This is a genomic window from Dactylosporangium salmoneum (assembly GCF_039532525.1).
Taxonomy (GTDB): Bacteria; Actinomycetota; Actinomycetes; order Mycobacteriales; family Micromonosporaceae; genus Dactylosporangium; species Dactylosporangium salmoneum.
This window is the reverse complement of the sequence record NZ_BAAARV010000084.1, coordinates 24,180-42,837: the sequence shown is the minus strand read 5'-3', so window position 1 is coordinate 42,837 and position 18,658 is coordinate 24,180. Positions and strand designations below refer to the sequence as shown.

Sequence of the window (18,658 nt, the reverse complement as noted above, 5' to 3'; positions counted from 1 at the left end):
GGGTGGAGTCGCTGACGCCGGCGCGGCCGTTGAGCACCTTTGACACCGTGGGCTGAGAGACGCCGGCGAGCTGCGCGATCTGCGCCACGGACAGGTCGCCACGCCAGCGCACGCGCGTAGCCGGCGGATGCCTGTCGATCACATCGGGAGTGTACGGGACCTCGCAAAAACCGTTATGTGCGTGCCGCCGCCGAGGTCGCCTCGCGCCGCCGATGGACATCCGGAAGGTGAACGCTGACACTCCCGCTGCGGCCGCGCCTGGTACTCCAGGGTGCGCAGTACCACGTCATACGTCCAGCACGAAAGCATGAGCCCTTGGTGGGCGGTCGTAGGCATCGCCTGATCGCCTACGACCACCCACCGCCCGATCAGCGCTGCAAGGTCAGCACGCCGGGGCGGTACGGCAGGAGGCCGTAGTCGCCGCCGGAGCTCGGAGAACGACCCTGGTACAGCAGCTGCAGGTTGCAGGGGTCGACGGTCTTGGTCTGGTCGGGATTCGTGCGCACCAGGTCGCCGTGGCTGATGTCGTTGGTCCACGTCGCACCGCTGTTGGCCTTGCCGGCGAACGGGCTGCTCTCGCTGGCCGCCTGCGGGGTCCACGAACCACTCAGGCTCGAGGACGTGAAGGAGCGGAAGTACCGGCCGTTGGCGCCGATCGCCTCGACGAGCATGAGGTACTGGTTCTGGCCCTGGACCTTGTAGACCTCGACGCCCTCGAACAGGTTGTTCGTCGAGTCGCTCATGATCTGCGTGTAGCTGGAGCCGAAGCTGCCCGGGAAGTTGCCGATGGGCATGCTCGCCCGGTAGATCTTGCCATTGTCGCCGGCGAAGAACAGGTACATGTTGCTGCTGTCACCGATGATGGTCTGGTCGATCGGGCCGGTGCCGGAGCCGGAGATGCTGCCGGTGAACAGGGTCTGCGCCGACGACCACCCGTTCGGGTTCGACGGGTCGCTCGACGTGCGGTAATTGAACGCCGCCCCGCCCCACTGGTACGTCAGGACCCAGATGTTCTTCGGCGCGAAGTAGAACAGCGTCGGCGCCACGGCCCCGAACGACATGCCGTTCTGGCTCGCCGAGCCCATGTCCGACCAGTTCGTGAACAGGCCGAAGTTCATCGACCCCCACGTCGAGCCGGTGTCGTGCGTCGTGGCGTACACCAGGTGCTTGCCGTTGTACACCACATTGGTGAAGTCCTTCAACGACACCCATCCCGACCGCGGGCTCGCCAGCGCACCGGTCGACGACCAGCGGTAGGACGACGGCAGCGTGCAGCTCCCGCCGGTGTTGCCCGGCGTGGTCGGGGTGGTGCCGTCGCCGCGGACGAGCTGCCACTGCTGGTTGGTGCCGCCCCAGTCGCTGTACTGCACGACCGCTCCCCCGTCGGCGGTGGACGCACCCTGGACCTCGACGGCCTTACCGGAGTTGCGGTTGATGAGCCGGACGTAGCCGCTGTCGGAGTCGGCCAGCCGGAACTGCTGGTTGGTCCCGTTGCCGTCGGTCCACTGCACGACCTTGGCCGAGTCCGCGGTGGAGAAGTTGTAGACGTCGAGGACCTTCCCGGAGTGCCGGGTCCTGAGCCGGTAGTAGCCGCCGCCGGAGTCGACGAACTGCCACTGCTGGTTCTGCCCGCCGGAACGGCTGTACTGCTGGATGCAGGCACCGTCCTCAGTGGACGCGCCGCACACGTCCAGGGCCTTGCCGGAATTGCGATTGACGAGGGTGTACCACGCTGAGGTGTCGACGGTCGCCGCCGAGGCGGAGGTCGCATTGACGGCGACCACCATCCCGGCCACCACGACGGTCGCCGCCAGCATGGCGCCGAGCGCTTTCCTGTGCACAGAAAACTCCTAACCGGATCGGTGTGTTGCAGTGCGCCTCACGGCGTGGTCTGAGTGAAGGAGCGCACGGTCACCGCGCCCCCGAGCGAGCTGGTTGCGTAGTTGAAGACGGCGTAGCGGTAGCCCATGAAGAACTGCCAGGCGTTGTTGAGCGTGAACGCCGGGCCCAGCGCGGTGAAGTTGACGCCGTCGGTGCTGTAGGAGAACCGGGCCTGCCGCCCCGACCCGGGCCGGATGTCGGCGGTTGCCCGCAGCCAGAGCCGGCCCCCGGAGACGGTGGCCGCGGCCGCCACGGAGCCGGTGCCGGTCGTGTTCCAGCTGCCGTCCATCGTCAGGCCGTTCACCATGGTGACGCGGGTGGCGCCATTGTCGCGCTGCAGGCCGATCCAGGCCGAGGAGTCGCGGAGCATGGCCAGGCCCGAGCGGTCCCCGTCGGCCATCGCCGAGTAGTCCAGTTCCACGGTCGCCGTCGACGACGGGCCCTGGATGCGCTGGGTCAGCGTGTTGCGGGCCGAGTAGAGGTCGTTCGTCACGGTCGCGGTCTGCAGGCGAAGACCGCTGCCCGCCGACCACTTTGTGTTGTCGGGGTTGTGGTTCCACTCCCACTGCGGGCCGAGCGCGGCGGTGGTGAACGTGTCGGTGCCGATCATCGGCTTGACCGTCTTCGTGGTGGTGATGTTCGGCTTCGGGTAGTTCACGCCCCAGGCGCCGTTGACCGTCTGCAGGACCGGCCAGTCGCCGCTCCACGTGATCGGCGCGAGCGTCGGCACCCGGCCGCCCGGGTAGGCGTCGGTGAACGCCATGTAGTACCAGTCGCCGTTCTGGGTCTGCACCAGTCCGCCCTGGTGCGGCACACCGCCGCCGGAGATCGGGCCGGGCAGATTCAGCAGTACCTGACGCATCTCGTACGGGCCCCACGGACTGGTCGAGCGCAGCACGTACTGCCCGTTGGCCGGCCGGGTGACCCAGATGTAGTAGTAGCCGCCCCGCTTGTAGAACCGGGAGCCCTCGAGGGTGATCCCGGACGGGGCCGTGAACACCTGCTGCGAGCGGACCTGGCTCGACCCGTCGGCCGACAGCTGGGCGACGCTGAGCGTGCTGTTGCCGTACGCCACGTACATCGTGTCGTTGTCGTCGATGAGCAGACCGGCGTCGTAGTAGCAGGTGTTGATCCGGGCCTTCTTCGACCAGGTGCCGTCGACGGCGGAGGCGGTGTAGACGTAGGTGCGGTTGAACTCGACGCAGCCGAGCCAGTAGTAGGTGCCGGTGCTGGCCCGGTAGTTCAGCGCCGAGGCCCAGATGCCCTTGACGTAGGCCCGGCCGCCGCTGAGGTTGTAGGCGTTCGAGTCGAAGTCGAGGCTTGGCACGGAGTGCCCGGCGTACTCCCAGTTGACGAGATCGTAGGAGCGCAGGATCGGCGCACCCGGCGAGTAGTGCATGGTTGAGGCCGAGTAGTAGTAGGCGTCGCCGACCCGGATGATGTCGCCGTCGGCGAAGTCCTGCCAGACCACCGGGTTCGTGAACTGCCCGGCCGGTGACGTCGTGGTCGGCGTCGGGCTGCTGCCACCGCCGTCGGCGCGTACGAGCTGCCACTGCTGGTTGGCGCCGCCCCAGTCGCTGTACTGCACGATGTTGCCGCCGTCGGCCGTGGACGCGTTCTGCACCTCGACGGCCTTGCCGCTGTTGCGGTTGAGCAGCCGCACGTAGCCGCTGTCGGAGTCGGCCAGGCGGAACTGCTGGTTGACGCCGTTGCCGTCGGCCCACTGCACAATGCTCGCGCCGTCGGCGGTGGAGAAGTTGTAGACGTCGAGCACCTTGCCCGACGATCGGGACTTCAGCCGGTAGTAGCCGCCGCCCGAGTCGACGAACTGCCACTGCTGGTTCGCGCCGTTGTTGCGCGTCCACTGCGTGACGCGGGCGCCGTCGTTGGTGGCCGAGTTGTACACGTCGATCGCTCTGCCGCTGTTGCGGTTGACGAGGACGTACCACACGCTCGTGTCGACCGTGGCGGCCGCGGCCGGCGCGATGTGCAGCACGACAGCGGCGCTCGCGGCCAGCGCCAGAGCGGTGGCGAAGACCGTCGCGGCCCTGCGCCTGGTGGTCATGGGTAGGGTCCCTTCGTGTGGCGGGCGCTCAGGCCCGGGTCCAGCGCTGGTTCGCGGCGGCGGTACACGTCCAGAGGATGACCGTGGTGCCGTTGGCGGTGGCGTTGCCGTTCACGTCGAGGCACAGGCCCGCCGCGGCGCCGGCGACGGTACCGTCGGTGTTGAGCGTCCAGCGCTGGTTGCTTCCGCCGTTGCAGTCCCAGAGCTGGACCTTGCTGCCGGCGGTGGCGTTGAGCGGGGCGTCGAGGCACTTGCCGAGGGCCTGCAGGGTCTGGTTGTTGAAGGCCCAGCGCTGGTTCGTCCCGCCGTTGCAGTCCCAGATGATCGGCTGGGTGCCGTTGGCGGTGCTGCCGTTGGGCACGTCGAGACAGCGGCCGGAGGCGGCGCTGACCAGCGTCGTGGTACTCGACGGCGGTGTGGTGGTGCCGCCGGTGGTACCGCCGCTGACCCGGTACACGACCGTGCCGTGGGCGGGGACCGTGGCCGCGATCGCGCCGGAGGAGTTGGTGACCGCGCCGGTCCACGCGTCGAGGAGCGTGAACGCGGTGCCGGCCTTGCCGACGGCCGCCGCGGTGGTCAAGACGGTGGTCGTGGAGCCGCCCTGGTTGAACAGGGCCACCGCCACGTCACCGTTCGCCAGCCGCTTGGCCAGCACGCGGCGGGTGCCGTCGTTGGAGGCCTGGACCGCCTGCAGCCCCAGCGGGTCCTGGTTGATGGCGACGAGCGTGCGGTTGCCGAGGATCGCCTGCGTCGCGGCGTTCATCGAGCGGATGTCGTTGCCGGCCAGCAGCGGCGCGGCGAGGATCGACCACAGCGCGAAGTGGCTGCGCATCTCAGTGTCGGTCATGCCGCCCCGGCCGACCTCGAGCATGTCGGGATCGTTGAAGTGCCCGGGGCCCGCGTATCCGCTCAGCGGGACGGTGACGTTGACGATGTTCTGGATGCCCATCGGGTAGCCGTTGGTCTGGCCGGTGTCCCAGGCGTTGGTGATGTCCTCGGTGGTGCGCCACAGGTTGGCGACGTCGCCCCAGTTTCGCTGCGGCCCCGTCTTCGCGTGGATGCTGTTGGGGTTGATGCTGTACACGATCGGCCGCCCGGATGCGGCGAGCGCGTCGCGCATCCTGGCGAAGGTGTTCACCTGGTCGGTGATCGATCCGGTGGGCGAGCACCAGTCGTACTTGAGGTAGTCGACGCCCCAGGCGGCGAACTGACGGGCGTCCTGGGACTCGTGGCCCTGGCTGCCGGTGGCTCCCGGGTAGGAGCCGAAGTACTGGGCGCAGGTCTTGTCCAGCGGGACCTCGTACAGCCCGAACTTCAGGCCGAGGCCGTGCAGGTAGTCGCCGAGCGACTGCATACCGCTGGGGAACCGGGACGGGTCGCCCTGCAGGTTGCCGGAGGAGTCCCGGTTGGGGTTGAACCAGCAGTCGTCGACGACGACGTACTGGTAGCCCAGGTCCCGCAGCCCGCTGCTGACGATGGCGTCGGCCATCTGCCGGATCAGGGCTTCGTTGATGTTGCAACCGAAGGTGTTCCAGCTATTCCAGCCCATCGGCGGGGTACGGGCGACGCCGTTCTCCAGGGCCTGGGCACTTGGCGGGCGCAGCACGGCGGTGGCGGTCGCGACGAGGATCAACGCGACGGCGGCGACGGTGGCCCAGCGCCGGGACAAGCGGCGCCGACCGGAGGCGGAGAGCATGAGTCAGTCCTTCTGGCGGTAGGGACTTCACTGTTTGTTAGCGCTAACAGGCGGGCGCACGAACGAGAACGTCAGCTATCGAGGTCGATGACACTGCCAGACGATGCCTGCTGAATCAAGTCGAAGCGGCAGTTCACGCAAGCGTGCGACGTAATTTTCCATGATTGCCGCGCGGCGACCAGGGGTGCCTGCATGTCATAACGGTTTCCGCGCGAGAAATGTGTCTCCGATATTTCTGTTATGCCGATCCGCCGGCCAGAGTCGCACTGGCGGCCCACGGCGCGAGGCCGATTGACGGCATCTCGCTCCGCGGCAGGTTCTGGTCGAGAGCCGCCCAGCGAGGCTGCCGTTGGCGGCGCCGGCCCGGTCGACGTCGAGGCACAGCCCGGACTGCACGTCCGGTCCGGCCCGCAGGCTCGGCGTCCGGCGCGGGGGTGTGGACGCATCGACTGATATGAGCATCCTCGGCGTGCGGACGACGGTGCCGGAGGAATGCACATCATTCACGTGAAGACGGTGTCGAAAAGTGGTTATGCGACCTACCCACGGATGGTCGCAGCGATCCTCTGTGAACGATTCACTTGAATGCGCAGACCGATTCTGGCAACGTTCGCCTGACATCCCACTGCCGACCGCCCGGCGTGCCCGCCACGCGCGTTGTGAGCGGTAACAAGCGCACCTCAGGAGCGTCCCGTGAAAGTTTCCATCCGGCGCGCGCTCGTCGCCGCCGCCGGCCTGCTGTGCCTGGCCGGATTCACGCCGGCCGCCGCGGCCCGGGCCGACAACCCGATCGTACAGACGATCTACACCGCCGACCCCGCCCCGCTGGTCTACAACGGCCGGGTCTACCTCTACACCGGCCACGACGAGGACAACTCGACCTACTTCACCATGCGCGACTGGCGGGTCTGGTCCTCCGCAGACATGGTGAACTGGACCGACCACGGATCGCCGATGAGCCTGTCCACGTTCAGCTGGGCCAGCTCGGATGCATGGGCCGGGCAGACGGTGTACCGCAACGGCAAGTTCTACTGGTACGTGCCGGTGCGCATGGCCAACGGCAGCAACGCGATCGGGGTCGGCGTCGCCGACAGCCCCACCGGCCCGTTCCACGACGCCCTGGGCCGGCCGCTGATCCAGGGCTCCGAGATCGACCCGACGGTCTTCATCGACGACGACGGGCAGGCGTACCTGTACTACGGCAACCCGCACCTGTGGTACGTGAAGCTCAATGCCGACATGATCTCGACCGCCGGCAGCCCGGCGCAGATCCCGCTCACCACCGCCGGCTTCGGCACCCGCTCCGGCAACACGAGCCGCCCGACCCTGTTCGAGGAGGGCCCCTGGGTCTACAAGCGCAACGGCCTGTACTACAACGTCTTCGCCGCGAAGTGCTGCTCGGAGTACATCGCCTACTCGACGGCCACCGGCCCCACCGGGCCGTGGACCTTCCGCGGCACCGTCATGCCGACCCAGGGCGCAAGTTTCACGAACCACCCCGGCATCGTCGACTTCAACGGCGGGTCGTACTTCTTCTACCACAACGGGGCGCTGCCCGGCGGCAGCGGCTACACCCGCTCGGTGGCGGTGGAGAAGTTCAGCTACAACAGTGACGGGACCATCCCGACGATCAACATGACCACGACGGGTGCGCCGCAGGTGGGCACGCTGAACCCGTACGTGCGTCAGGAGGCCGAGACCATCGCCTGGGAGAACGGCGTGGAGACCGAGCCGTCCAGCGAGGGCGGCATGAACGTGGGCTTCATTGAGAACGGGGACAACATCAAGGTCAAGGGCGTCGCCTTCGGCAACGGCGCGACGTCGTTCAGCGCGCGGGGCGCCTCGGCGACCAGCGGCGGGCGCATCGAGCTGCATCTGGACAGCCTCAACGGCACCCTCGTCGGCACGTGCACCGTGGCCGGGACCGGCGGCTGGCAGACCTGGACGACGGTGACGTGCCCGGTGAGCGGCGCGACCGGCACCCACGACCTGTACTTCAAGTACACCGGAGGATCCGGCAACCTCTTCAACGTCAACTGGTGGCAGTTCACCGGCAACGGCGGCGGTGACAATGGCGGTGGCGGCACGCTGCTCGCCAACGGCACCATGGAGAGCGGCACCAGCGGCTGGTCGGTCTTTGGTGCCGGCACGCTGGCGTCGAGCTCGGTGGTGCACGGCGGCAGCCAGTCGCTGCTGCTGACCGGCCGCACGGCGTCGTGGAACGGCGCCGCCCAGGACGTGACATCGAAGCTGACCAATGGCAAGAGCTACACCACGAGCGTGTGGGTCCGTTCGCAGAGCGGCACGCCGAGCGCGAAGGTGACCCTCGCGCTGACCGCGAACGGCACGACGAACTATGTCCAGCTGACGCCGGCCGCCACGGTGAACACCGGCGGCTGGACCCAGCTGACCGGCACCGCCACCGCGTCCTGGACGGGCACGCTGACCGGCGCGACCTTCTACGTCGAGACGGCCGCCGGTACCGACGGGCTGTACCTCGACGACGCGTCCCTGCAGTAGCAGGCCCTTCCGTTCCGGCCGCGGCGGCGGATCGCCGCGGCCGGAACGTCCGGTGTCACCCGAGCGTGCAGGCGGCACCGTTGAGGGCGAACGCCGCCGGGCGGGCGGTGTTGCCGGTGTGTGTGGCCTGGAAGCCGATCGTCGTCGACGCGCCCTGTGCGAGCGCGCCGTTGTAGCTCACGTCGCGTGCGGTCACAGCCCCGGAGGCCGGGCTGTACTGGGCGTTCCAGCCCGAGGTGATGGTCTGGCCGGACGGCAGCGTGAAGGTCAGCGCCCAGCCGTTGACGGCGCTGCTACCGGTGTTCGTGATCGTGATGCTCGCGGTCAGCCCGGTGTTCCAGGCGCTGATCGTGTCCGTGACGCGGCAGGCGGCTCCACCCGGCGGTGGGCTCGAGACCGGCGGGTTGGACACGGGCGGGCTGGACACCGGCGGGCCGCTGGTGCCGCCGGTGCCGGTGAGGCCGAAGAACGCGACGGCGTACGCGGCCATGCCGGCCGAGGGCAGGCTGTGGCCGGCGCCCTGGATGCTGTACGCCTCGACCTGCACCGTGCCGGTCGAATCCGCGTAGCGGCGGCGGTTCCAGCCGGACTGTGGTGTGTCGGTGGACGTCGGCGACTGACTCAGGCCGAACACGTTCGTCCACTGCTCGATCTCCTCCTGCAGCAGCGAGTACGGCACGAGCGTGTCGCTGGTGCCGTGCCACAACTGCATCCGCGGCCGCGGCCCGGAGTACCCCGGATACGCCTGCCGGACCGCATCGCCCCACTGCTGCGGGGTGCGGTCCATGCTGCCGCCGGTGCACCGGCTGGTGCCCGGCGGATAGTCTGCGGCGTTGGCGAAGCAGGTGAACGGCACGCCCATGAACGCCGCACCGGCCTTGAACACGTCCGGATACAGGGCCAGCATCTCATTCGTCATCATGCCGCCGGATGAGCTGCCGGTCGCGAACACCCGGTTCGGGTCACCGCCGTACTGCTGCTCCGCGTACGTCACCATCGACACGATCGACACCGGGTCGCTCCCGCCGCCGCGCCGCTTGGCCGCGTCGGACCAGGTGTCGAAGCAGTTGCCGAAGCCGGCCTGCTGCGTCGCGGTCGGGTAGATGACGATGTAGCCGTACCGGTCGGCCAGGCTCGCGAACTCGCTGCCCGAGTAGAAGCCCGGGCCGGAGCCGCCGCAGCCGTGCATGGCGACCACGATCGCCGGGTGGGCCGGTCGCGCATCCGGGACGTACACATGCATACGCATGCCGCCCGGGTTCGCGCCGAAGTTGGTGACCTCGGTCAGCGTGGCCGCGTATGCGGGCCGCAACGCCACGAGGGTCAGCCCGGCGAAGGCCAGCAGCGCCACCGGGCCGAGCAGGAGTTTCCGTCTGAAGCGCATGCGCCTACTCCTCGTCTGGTCGGACGGATCACGGCGCGGCTCCCAAGCCATCGTGCGGCATTTAGTGTGTACCCGGAACATATAAGTGTCAATCGATGTGGAGATCACCCGGGGCGCTACAGTCGGAGCCGTGGCCGACCCGTTCGACATAGAGGAGATCTTTCCGGACGACGACGCCGCGTCGGTGCGGCTCCCCCGGCGGCAGTCCGGACCGGCGCCGCAGGGCCTGGCCGTGACGCTGATGGCGGACTACACGCTGCGGACCCGGGCGTGGTTGCCGTCGGCCGCCATCGTTGCGCTGTTGATCGAGTCCGGGGTGAGCGAGGCGGGCGCCCGCACCGCGATCAGCCGGCTGGCCCGCCGCGGTGTGCTGCAGGGCCGGCGGGAGGGCCGTCACAGCTCCTACCGCCTGGCTGCCGCCGCGGCCGGCCAGCTCTCGGCAGGCGGTCAGTGGCTCGTGTCGTCGGCGGCCGGGGCGGAGCCGTGGGACGAGTGGTGGACGCTGGTCGCGTTCTCGCTGCCGCAGCAGGAGCGCGCTCGCCGCCGGGAGCTGCGCAACCGGCTGCGCTGGCTGGGGTACGCGCCGCTGTACGACGGGCTGTGGATCTCGCCGCACGCGCTTACGGAGCCGGTCTCGGTCCAGCTCGCCCAGGTGGCCCCCGAGGCGATCACGGTGTTCCGGGCCCGGCACGTCGAGTTCGGCGTGGTGACCCGGCGCGATCCGTTGCGGGCATGGGACATCGCGGCGATCGCCGCACACTACGACGCGTTCATCCGGCGGTGGCGGCCCCTGCTCCGCCGGATTTCCGCCGGCCGGGTCGGCGGCGCGGAGGCGGTACGCGCCCGCACCGAGGTGATGGACACGTACCGCCGCTTCGCCGTGCTCGATCCCCGCCTGCCCGTCCGGTTGCTGCCGCCGGACTGGCCCCGGCCGGCGGCCCGGGACGTCTTCGCCGCGGTCTACGACGAGCTGGCCCGGACTGCCGAGGAGCATGTGCGCGCGGTCGCGACCCGGCATGCCGACGGGTCGATACCCGCCGTCAGCGCGCACACCGTCGCCGAGATTCTCGCGGGTGTCGGGGCGCCATAGGCTGACGATGCGCTGCTGCACCGTCCACTGGGTGCGGCACAGCCCGCGGTTGGCGCCGACGAATCAACGAGGACAGCGCGGCTCCGGCCCCTGTTCGTCAGTCAGCGACGGCTACCCGTCCGACGCGACCGAGAACGTGGTGCAGGCGAATATCCTGGCCGCCGGCTAGCGCTGACGCGCAGCGACACCCTCGTCATTCCGACATTTTCAGGTCGAAACTTCGAAACTTGCGGCTCTCTCCACGTCGATCCGCCTGGCCTCGAAGACGACTGACACGCAGTAGGAGCTGCGAAAAGCGCCCCGGAGCGGCACCGACAGGCAGTTCGACTCCGGGGCGCTCGCCCGACCGGGTTTACGAAAGTATTCCGGAAAGTGTTGCTCGCCGCAGGCGGCCATGCCAGCATGGCTTCGCATTGATGCCCACCGTTTCTCCGGTCCGGGTACCGCCGTTCACCGACACCCCTGCCACGCGCGTCGGCTCCCACTCGCCCTGCGTGCGATGGACGGCGCCCCGTACCGGAGAACCCAGAAGGAGGCCACAGTGGCAGCACGACCCCGTATCCGCGCGTTGATCGGTGGCGCCCTCGCCGCCGGCGTCGCGGTGATCGGCGCGGTGGCGATGATCCCGGACGCGAACGCAGCGGCGAGCACGCTGGGCGCGGCGGCGGCGCAGTCGGGCCGGTACTTCGGCACCGCGATCGCCGCGAGCCGGCTCGGCGACTCGACGTACGCCACGATCGCCGGGCGTGAGTTCAACATGATCACCGCCGAGAACGAAATGAAGCCCGATGCCACCGAACCGCAGCGGGGCCAGTTCAACTTCAGCTCCGGTGACCAGATCTACAACTGGGCCACCCAGCGCGGCATGAAGGTCCGTGGCCACACCCTGGCCTGGCACTCGCAGCAGCCGAGCTGGTGGGGCGGGATCAGCGGCAGCACCCTGCGGCAGGCGATGATCGATCACATCAACGGCGTCATGGCCCACTACAAGGGCAAGCTCGCGTACTGGGACGTGGTCAACGAGGCCTTCAACGAGGACGGCAGCCGACGCCAGTCCAACCTGCAGGCCACCGGCAACGACTGGATCGAGGTCGCCTTCCGCACCGCCCGCAACGCCGACCCGTCCGTCAAGCTCTGCTACAACGACTACAACATCGAGAACTGGTCCTACGGCAAGACGCAAGGCGTCTACAACATGATCCGGGACTTCAAATCACGCGGCGTCCCGATCGACTGCGTGGGCCTGCAGACCCACTTCACCGGCGGCAGCTCCCTGCCGTCCAACTTCCAGACCACCCTCGCGAACTTCGCCTCCCTCGGCGTCGACGTCGCACTCACCGAGGTCGACGTCACCAACGCCTCCACCTCGCAGTACGCCGGACTCACCCAGGCCTGCATCAACGTGCCCCGCTGCGTCGGCATCACCGTGTGGGGCGTGCGGGACAGCGACTCCTGGCGCTCCAGCGAAAGCCCGCTGCTGTTCGACGGCAGCGGCAACAAGAAGGCCGCCTACACCTCCGTCCTCAACGCCCTCAACGCCGCCAGCCCGACCACCTCACCGACGGCGACCACCTCGCCGACCGGCGGCGGCACCCAGTCCCCATCGCCCACGCCGACGACGGGGAGCGGCGGCGGGGGCCGGATCCTCGGCGCCCAGTCGGGCCGTTGCGTCGACGTACCGAACGCGTCGCACAACAACGGCACCCGGGTCCAGCTCTACGACTGCAACGGCCAGACCAACCAGCAGTGGACGTACACATCCAGCAAGCAGCTACAGGTGTACGGCAACATGTGCCTCGACGCCGCCGGATCCGGCAACGGTGCGGCGATCCAGATTTACAGCTGCAACGGCCAGACCAACCAGCAGTGGAACATCAACAGCAACGGCACCATCTCGGGCGTGCAGTCCGGGCGCTGCCTGGACGTCTGGGGCACCGGCAACGGCCAGCAGGTCCAGCTGTACGACTGCTGGGGCGGGGCGAACCAGCGCTTCAGCCTGAGCTGACCAGCCCGCACTGACGGCGGTGTGGCGGCGGATCTCCGCGGCCACACCGCCTTCGTCTCAACTCAGCGGCGGACGGACGCGGAACGTGCTGTCGGTGCGGAACGCCGCGACGTGGCAGTCCCGGCGATCCTGGAGCCGTGCTACGACGTCGGCGGTGACGCGTTCGACTATGCGGCCAACGGCACGGTCATCCTTGTGGCGATCTTCGACGCGGTCGGGCACGGGATCGGGGCGATCGCGCAGACGTCGCTGTCGATCAGCGCGTGCCGCAACGCCCGGCGGTGCGGCCTGGGCGCCGGAGTGGACCGGCTCGTCGATTTCGTCACCCGGGCCCTGGCGATGAGCTGTCGGCGCCGGAGACGATGCGACGGCTGGTTCGATAAGTGCTGGCGCACCCGCAGCACGAGCCGCTGCCGGACGACGCGACCGCGATGCCGCTGCACTGACGGCCCGGCGGCGCCGGGTTCGGGCTCCAAGTGCCTGGACGCCAACGGCAAGGGCACCGCCAACGGCACGGCCATCATCATCTACGACTGCAACGGCCAGCCCAACCAGCAGTGGAACGTCAACGCCAACGGCACGATCACCGGCGTGGAGTCCGGACGGTGCCTGGACGTGTGGGGCACCGCCAACGGGCAGCAGGTCCAGCTGTACGACTGCTGGGGCGGGGCCAACCAGCAGTTCAAGTTGGTCTCGCTCGGAGGACCTACCTCGCCGCCCCGTCCTCGCCGCCGTCGTCGTCGCCGGGTGGGTCGTGCTCGCTTCCGTCGTCGTACCGCTGGTCCTCGACGGGGCCGCTGGCGAACCCGCAGAACGGGTGGGTGTCGCTTAAGGACTTCACCAACGTCATCTACAACGGCAAGCACCTGGTCTACGGCTCGAACGTCTCGAGCGGAGGCTCATATGGCTCGATGGCGTTCAGCACCTTCACGAACTGGTCCGACATGGCCTCGGCCGGCCAGACCGGGATGAGCCAGGCCACGGTGGCGCCCACGCTGTTCTACTTCGCACCGAAGAACATCTGGGTGCTGGCCTACCAGTGGGGTCCGAACGCGTTCAACTACAAGACCTCCAGCGATCCGACCAACGCCAACGGCTGGTCCTCGCCGCAGGCGCTGTTCACCGGGAGCATCTCCAACTCCAGCACGGGCGTGATCGACCAGACCCTCATCGGTGACGGCCAGAACATGTACCTGTTCTTCGCCGGTGACAACGGCAACATCTACCGGGCCAGCATGCCGATCGGCAACTTCCCGGGCAGCTTCGGCTCGAGCTACACGACGGTCATGAGCGACTCGCAGTACAGCCTGTTCGAGGCCGTCGAGGTCTACAAGGTCCAGGGCCAGAACCAGTACCTGATGATCGTCGAGGCGATCGGGAGCCAGGGGCGCTACTTCCGCTCGTTCACGTCCAGCAGCCTGAGCGGCTCGTGGACCCCGCAGGCCGCCAGTGAGAGCAACCCCTTCGCCGGCAAGGCCAACAGCGGCGCGAGCTGGACCAACGACATCAGCCACGGTGACCTGGTCCGCAGCAATCCCGACCAGACCAAGACCATCGATCCGTGCAACCTGCAGTTCCTCTACCAGGGCAAGAACCCCAGCGCGGGAGGCGACTACAACCTGCTGCCGTGGCAGCCGGGCGTGCTGACGCTGCAGCGCTGACGACGGAGGCCGATCGCTCGGGCGCGTCCGGTGCCGGCAACACGGGACGCGCCCGAGCCCCATTCGAGGAAAAGGAAGGTGCTCGATGCCGAAGCGCAGATTCTTGACGAGGGGCGAGCGCCACGACAACGTTCGGGTTCGTCACGACCGGCAGCAGCGCCACGCCGCCGGGCAACGTCACCTGCGCCAGCCCCTGACCGAGATACACCGCCTCGCAGGCCGCCCACAGGGGCGGTCCGCGAGGCGCATCACCCGCGCCGCGAAGCGGGATGGGCACACCGCTGCAGGCGTGCCGGCCCGCCGGGTCCGCCGCGGCGGACGAGCCAGGAGCCGGTGAGGTGCGTGAACATCGCCTCGGCGGCGCCCTCGGGCCGTGGGCGGCGATGCGTTTGGAGACGCGCCGGTGGTCTCGGTTGGACGCGACGCGCAGCGCCCGTTCGGTGCGCGTCGTTCGGATCGGAGCGTCCGCACAGGTTTGGAAGGGCATTGAACTAACCGGTTGATGTGCGTAAAGTCGGCCTCAACCGCGAACTACGGAGGCACCGTCATGAGTCGCTTCACGCCTACGCCGCAGGACAAACTCTCGCTTGGATTGTGGACGGCCTGCTGGACCGCCCGCGACGACTTCGGTGACGCCACCCGCGCCCCCCTCGACCCGGTCGAAGCCGCCGGCATGGCGTTCGAGCGTCTCGATCAACTGGCCATGGAACACCTGTTGGGCGTGCGATGACACTGGTTGCCGGGGTCGACACGTCGACCCAGTCGACCAAGGTCGTGGTGTGCGACGCGGACACCGGCGAGGTGCTCCGCGAGGGCCGCGCGCCACACCCCGACGGTACCGAGGTCGATCCGCGGTTGTGGTGGGCCGCGTACGAGCAGGCCAGCGCCGGACTGCTGGACGGTGTCGCCGCGATCGGTGTCGGCGGGCAGCAGCAGGGCATGGTCTGCCTCGACGAGACCGGCGAGGTGGTGCGCCCCGCCGTGCTGTGGAACGACACCCGCTCGGCGCGTGCCGCGGTCGACCTCACCGCCGAGTTCGGCGGCCCGCAGGCGTGGGCCGACGCGGTCGGCCTGGTGCCGGTGGCCAGCTTCACGGTCACCAAGCTGCGCTGGTTCGCCCGCGCCGAGCCGGAACTCGCGGCCCGGACGACCACGGTGCTGCTGCCGCACGACTGGCTCACCCACCGGCTGCGCGCGGACGGGGGCGAGCCGACGACCGACCGCGGCGAGGCCTCCGGCACCGGGTACTGGTCGGCGGCGACCGGGGAGTACCGCCGGGACCTGGTGAAGCTCGCCTTCGGCCGGGACCTGGTGGTGCCCCGGGTCGCCGGGCCCGCGGAGACGGTCGGCGAGACCGCGTCCGGCGCGGTGCTCGCAGCTGGCACCGGTGACACCATGGGCGCGGCGCTCGGCGTCGGCCTGCGGCCCGGCGACGCGGTGGTGTCGCTGGGCACCTCGGGGTGCGCGTTCGGGGTAAGCGAGGCTCCGACCGCCGACGCGAGCGGGCTGGTGGCCGGCTACGCCGACGCGACCGGCCGGTTCCTGCCGCTGGTGTGCACGCTCAACTCGGCCCGGGTGCTGAGCACGGTCGCCGGCCTGCTCGGCCGGTCGCTGGCCGAGTTCGACGAGTTGGCGCTCTCGGCGCCGCCGGGCGCGGGAGGGTTGACGCTCCTGCCGTACCTGGACGGGGAACGTACCCCCAACCTGCCCGGCGCGCGCGGCCTGCTCGCCGGGCTGACCCGGGCGAACGCGTCTGCGGCGAACCTGGCGCGGGCCGCGGTGGAGGGCATGCTCGGCGGTCTCGCCGACGCCCTCGACGCGCTCCGCGCTCAGGGCACCCCGGTCAACCGGGTGCTGCTGATCGGCGGCGCGGCCAAATCCCGCGCGGTACGGGCGGTCGCGCCGGCGCTGTTCGACGCGCCGGTGAGCGTGCCGAGCCCCGGCGAGTACGTTGCGCGCGGCGCGGCGCGTCAGGCAGCCTGGGCGCTGTCCGGCGGTGCCGAGCCGCCGCAGTGGCCGGTCGCGGCCGAGGAGGTCGCCGCCGCCGGCACCCCGGAGGTGCACGAGCGCTACGTCGAGGTCCGCCAACGGGCGCTACGGCTGCTGACGTAAACGGGACGGAGCGCGTCGGGTCGAACGCGGCGGCGCCGGGTCACACCCAGGACCCGGCGCCGCGCCCCGCATCACCACCCGCGTAAAGAGCTTCTTCGTCCCAGCCGCTAGGCCGGCCAGTCTCCGTTCAGCCGTCGCGCACCTTCCGCGCCGCCGATGTCGATGGCCGCGCGCACGACGCCAACGACGGCGCCCTGCAACGCGGCCGCGACCGTGCAAGGACCCTTGTTGGACGCGATGATCGAGCTTGACCCGAGCATCCCGTGGGAGCCACCGGCGGCATCGCCCCGCCACGGATTCGGGCATGACGGCGGTGGATCGCACTCGTTGCGGTGCCACTGCTCACTGCGGGATGCTGGCGGCGGCGGCGCCGCGCGTCGGCATCAAGCCGGTCTTCACCTTTGCGTCGGCCAGTCCGGCGGGCGAATCGTCGCCGAGGACGTGGTCGGCACGACCCGGTGCGGCGGCGACGTTCGTCCCGCAAATCCGCGGCCACCCGCGCCATCCGCCACTCTCGTCTTCGAAGGTCCGCTCCCCCACGGCGTCACGCTGCTCGGCGAACCGGCGCGACCGGCGGCAGGCGTTCAAGGCGTCCTACTTCCGCAATCTTGAGGTGTGATCCACAATTCGCACTTGCGGGGCAAACTGGTCGATCGCGTCGGCAAGTCGGCGTTTGTCCAGCCGCCAGAAGGTGATGGGACGGCTGTCGGCGATCACGTCGTCCGGCACGATGGCCGGCACCACGGCCCTGTTGAGCCGTCGCATTGCCGGGCTCGTCGTCGACCCGGGCAGGGGCGGTGCGCCCGTGCGCCGCTGGAGGCCGACGAAGTCGACGGTGGTGCGCCCGGCCGGTTGCCGCCAGAGGATGACCGCTTCAATGTCCGTCCACGGCACGAACGCGGTTCCGCTGACCGGCCGTGGCGGAAGCTGGCCGAGAACGATCCCATCTGCTGTAACGGCGAAGGCAGCCCGGCGACTCAGCACAGCAAGGATCCACAGCACGACGTACGCCAAGCTCAGCAGGGTCGTCAACACACCCCAGACTGGATGGCCGCCTGCAGTCGCCAGAGCAATTCCGGCCACGACGAAAAGAACGCACGCCGGCAACAACAGTAAGTCCCGCCTCGTCCAGCCGAACCGGGCGACGTAGCTCTGATCGCGCACACGCCAAGGTTCTCACGCGACGCCACATACAGGACATCTGCGGATCCGCGGCGACGACCGCGAGCGCGCTGGTCGATCGCTCGCCGATGCTCACCTTGCCGGTCGGCTGACCGACCGGGAGTACGAGCAGCGCTGCCTCGCCCTCGTCGAGGTTGGCTCCTACTCCGAGCTTGACCAGGTACTGGACGGGCTCCCCGAGCAGCGCGGCATCCACGTCGAGGACCTGCTTGTCACGACCCGTGAGCGGCAGGCCGCGGTCGAGTGGCTGGACACCAGGCTCGCGGAAGGCCGGCTGACGGTCGAGGATCACGAGCGGCTGATGCCGCGGGTCCGGGCGACGCAGCGTCGCGGACCGCTGGTGCAACTGGTACGAGCGATCGACGGGCTGGTCGATCCGCTCGAGCGCGCAACGGCCACCGACCGGCTCACCGCGGCGTTGGCCGACGGTCGGCTCACCGCGGCCGAGTTCGCTGACCGATCCGAGAAGTTGGCGGACTGCTACACCGACGCGGCCGTCGAGGAACTCCTGGCAGACCTCGACAGCACACCGCTTGTCGTGACCCCCGACAACCTGCGGTCGCTGCCGTCACAACAGCGGCGGCTCTGCGACGACGACCGCCAACAGGCGCTCGTGCTGCTCAAGGGGGCGCTGGACAAGGGCCGGCTCGGGCTGACCGAGTACGACCTTCGGGTCCGACACTCGCTGGCCGCGGCGACGGTCGGCGACCTGGGCCAGATTCTCGACGATCTGGGAACTCCGGCCCAGATCTACCGTCGACCCCGCGGCCGGATCCGTCGAGCGGTCGCGTTGTTGTGCTTCACGGCCGTCAGTACGCTCATGGGCTACCTCGTGATCGCGACGTACCGGAACCCGGGCGCGTTCTGTGCGGCGTCGTTCGTCGCGGTGGTGAATCTCATCGCAATGCTCTCGATCCCGTCGAAGAACCAGCCGGACTACCTGACCGGCCTGCGCCGTAAGCGTTTGCCCGGCTTGCTCTTCGCCGCCGGCGTCGCCGCGGGCGTGTTGCTGTTCCAACTTCCACACGGATGAACCCGGCGCCCCGGCCATGACCCGCCTGG

13 protein-coding genes and 2 pseudogenes are annotated in these 18,658 nt (G+C 69.3%); 7 read left to right on the top strand and 8 right to left on the bottom strand.

Features of this window, described 5'->3' with window-relative positions:
- From ABD352_RS42805 to ABD352_RS42790, 4 genes are all read right to left on the bottom strand, one after another.
- A partial coding sequence (locus ABD352_RS42805) for a helix-turn-helix domain-containing protein (RefSeq protein WP_344618318.1) occupies positions 1-220 on the bottom strand: 220 nt, incomplete at its 3' end.
- Between the two features lie 148 nt (positions 221-368).
- The gene (locus ABD352_RS42800) at positions 369-1,817 is read right to left on the bottom strand and encodes a non-reducing end alpha-L-arabinofuranosidase family hydrolase (protein WP_344618352.1); all 1,449 of its coding nucleotides are present in this window, start codon (positions 1,815-1,817) and stop codon (positions 369-371) included.
- A 62-nt stretch (positions 1,818-1,879) separates the two neighbouring features.
- On the bottom strand, positions 1,880-3,946 hold the full coding sequence (locus tag ABD352_RS42795; RefSeq protein WP_344618317.1) for a family 43 glycosylhydrolase: 2,067 nt from the start codon (positions 3,944-3,946) through the stop codon (positions 1,880-1,882).
- Positions 3,947-3,974: 28 nt separating this feature from the next.
- Complete coding sequence (locus ABD352_RS42790) at positions 3,975-5,642, bottom strand: glycoside hydrolase family 27 protein (RefSeq protein ID WP_425553900.1); 1,668 nt, start codon at positions 5,640-5,642, stop codon at positions 3,975-3,977.
- 705 nt (positions 5,643-6,347) lie between these two features.
- Here ABD352_RS42790 and ABD352_RS42785 point away from each other — a divergent pair.
- A complete protein-coding gene (locus ABD352_RS42785) occupies positions 6,348-8,162 on the top strand; it encodes a family 43 glycosylhydrolase (protein WP_425553903.1) in 1,815 nt (604 codons plus the stop codon).
- Between the two features lie 55 nt (positions 8,163-8,217).
- On the opposite strand, the gene ABD352_RS42780 is transcribed toward ABD352_RS42785, so the two are convergent.
- Entirely contained in the window at positions 8,218-9,546 is a 1,329-nt protein-coding gene (locus tag ABD352_RS42780) for an extracellular catalytic domain type 1 short-chain-length polyhydroxyalkanoate depolymerase (RefSeq protein WP_344618316.1), read from the bottom strand.
- Positions 9,547-9,676: 130 nt separating this feature from the next.
- Between ABD352_RS42780 and ABD352_RS42775 the strand changes: the two genes are divergently transcribed.
- The 5 genes and pseudogenes from ABD352_RS42775 (at position 9,677) to xylB (ending at position 16,414) form a co-directional block, all read left to right on the top strand.
- A complete protein-coding gene (locus ABD352_RS42775) occupies positions 9,677-10,636 on the top strand; it encodes a PaaX family transcriptional regulator (protein WP_344618315.1) in 960 nt (319 codons plus the stop codon).
- A gap of 541 nt (positions 10,637-11,177) precedes the next feature.
- Positions 11,178-12,641 (top strand): endo-1,4-beta-xylanase, encoded by a 1,464-nt coding sequence (locus ABD352_RS42770; protein WP_425553899.1) that lies wholly within the window; start codon positions 11,178-11,180, stop codon positions 12,639-12,641.
- Between the two features lie 468 nt (positions 12,642-13,109).
- Positions 13,110-14,302: pseudogene (locus tag ABD352_RS42765) on the top strand (non-reducing end alpha-L-arabinofuranosidase family hydrolase); the annotation flags it as partial.
- 547 nt (positions 14,303-14,849) lie between these two features.
- Positions 14,850-15,032, top strand: a complete 183-nt coding sequence (locus tag ABD352_RS42760) for a hypothetical protein (RefSeq protein WP_344618353.1) — start codon at positions 14,850-14,852, stop codon at positions 15,030-15,032.
- Entirely contained in the window at positions 15,029-16,414 is a 1,386-nt protein-coding gene (gene xylB / locus ABD352_RS42755) for a xylulokinase (protein WP_344618314.1), read from the top strand. Before ABD352_RS42760 ends, xylB begins: the two co-directional genes overlap by 4 nt.
- A gap of 107 nt (positions 16,415-16,521) precedes the next feature.
- On the opposite strand, the pseudogene ABD352_RS57865 reads toward xylB, so the two are convergent.
- From ABD352_RS57865 to ABD352_RS42745, 3 genes and pseudogenes are all read right to left on the bottom strand, one after another.
- Positions 16,522-16,638 (bottom strand): annotated as a pseudogene (locus ABD352_RS57865) (DUF4235 domain-containing protein); the annotation flags it as partial.
- A gap of 118 nt (positions 16,639-16,756) precedes the next feature.
- Positions 16,757-17,002: a hypothetical protein gene (locus ABD352_RS42750; RefSeq protein ID WP_344618313.1), complete on the bottom strand. Its 246-nt coding sequence runs from the start codon at positions 17,000-17,002 to the stop codon at positions 16,757-16,759.
- 6 nt (positions 17,003-17,008) lie between these two features.
- On the bottom strand, positions 17,009-17,578 hold the full coding sequence (locus ABD352_RS42745; RefSeq protein ID WP_344618312.1) for a hypothetical protein: 570 nt from the start codon (positions 17,576-17,578) through the stop codon (positions 17,009-17,011).
- Between the two features lie 37 nt (positions 17,579-17,615).
- On the opposite strand from ABD352_RS42745, the gene ABD352_RS42740 reads away from it, so the two are divergent.
- Positions 17,616-18,629, top strand: coding sequence for a DUF1707 domain-containing protein (locus ABD352_RS42740; protein WP_344618348.1), 1,014 nt, complete (start codon positions 17,616-17,618; stop codon positions 18,627-18,629).
- Positions 18,630-18,658: the final 29 nt, after the last annotated feature.

What these genes read in the sequence shown, in the direction of transcription:
- ABD352_RS42800 (WP_344618352.1), bottom strand. Translation starts at nt 1,817, where the DNA reads ATGCTGGCGGCGACCGTCGTGGTGGCCGGGATGGTGGTCGCCGTCAAT.
- ABD352_RS42795 (WP_344618317.1), bottom strand. Translation starts at nt 3,946, where the DNA reads ATGACCACCAGGCGCAGGGCCGCGACGGTCTTCGCCACCGCTCTGGCG.
- ABD352_RS42790 (WP_425553900.1), bottom strand. Translation starts at nt 5,642, where the DNA reads ATGCTCTCCGCCTCCGGTCGGCGCCGCTTGTCCCGGCGCTGGGCCACC.
- xylB (WP_344618314.1), top strand. Translation starts at nt 15,029, where the DNA reads ATGACACTGGTTGCCGGGGTCGACACGTCGACCCAGTCGACCAAGGTC.
- ABD352_RS42780 (WP_344618316.1), bottom strand. Translation starts at nt 9,546, where the DNA reads ATGCGCTTCAGACGGAAACTCCTGCTCGGCCCGGTGGCGCTGCTGGCC.
- ABD352_RS42760 (WP_344618353.1), top strand. Translation starts at nt 14,850, where the DNA reads ATGAGTCGCTTCACGCCTACGCCGCAGGACAAACTCTCGCTTGGATTG.